The organism is Pseudomonas sp. 30_B, assembly GCF_017491605.1.
GTDB lineage: Bacteria > Pseudomonadota > Gammaproteobacteria > Pseudomonadales > Pseudomonadaceae > Pseudomonas.
Map to the genome: position 1 here is coordinate 1 of NZ_JAFGYY010000140.1, position 551 is coordinate 551.

General features: G+C 61.5%; 1 protein-coding gene. It reads right to left on the reverse strand.

Annotated features, from left to right (window positions below):
- A partial coding sequence (locus tag J5M67_RS27620) for an ABC transporter substrate-binding protein (RefSeq protein ID WP_207888569.1) occupies positions 1-551 on the reverse strand: 551 nt, incomplete at both ends.

Genomic DNA, 551 nt, shown 5'->3' on the forward strand with positions numbered 1-551 from the left:
GCTCCACGCGTTGACCTGACCGTTATCCAGGGCGGTGCGGCCGTCGGCGTGCTGCAGGTTCTGAATGGTCAGGTCCGAAGCGGAAATACCCTCCTGCTTGAGTGCCTGCAGCAGCAGGAAGTACGGGTCGGTACCCTTGGTCACGGCAACGGTCTTACCCTTCAGATCCGCAACCTTAGTGATGCCCGAATCCTTGCGGGTCACCAGAGCCGACCACTCCGGCTGCGAGTAGAGGCTAATGACCTTGATGGGGGAGCCATTAGCGCGTGCCAGTAGCGCCGCCGAACCGGCGGTCGAGCCAACATCAATATTGCCGCTACGCAGCGCCTCATTCGCCTTGTTCGAACCGGCCGACTTGACCCACTCAACCTTCTTACCCTCCGCGGCGAGGGCGGTCTCAAGCCAACCCTTCTTGCGGATAATCAGGGACAGCGGGTTGTAGGTCGCGTAGTCAATGGTCACGGTGTTCTGATCGCCACCACCGGCGGCACCGGAGGCGTTAGCGGAACCGGAACCTTCGCCAGCGCAGGCGCTGAGCAGAGTAGCAAAAG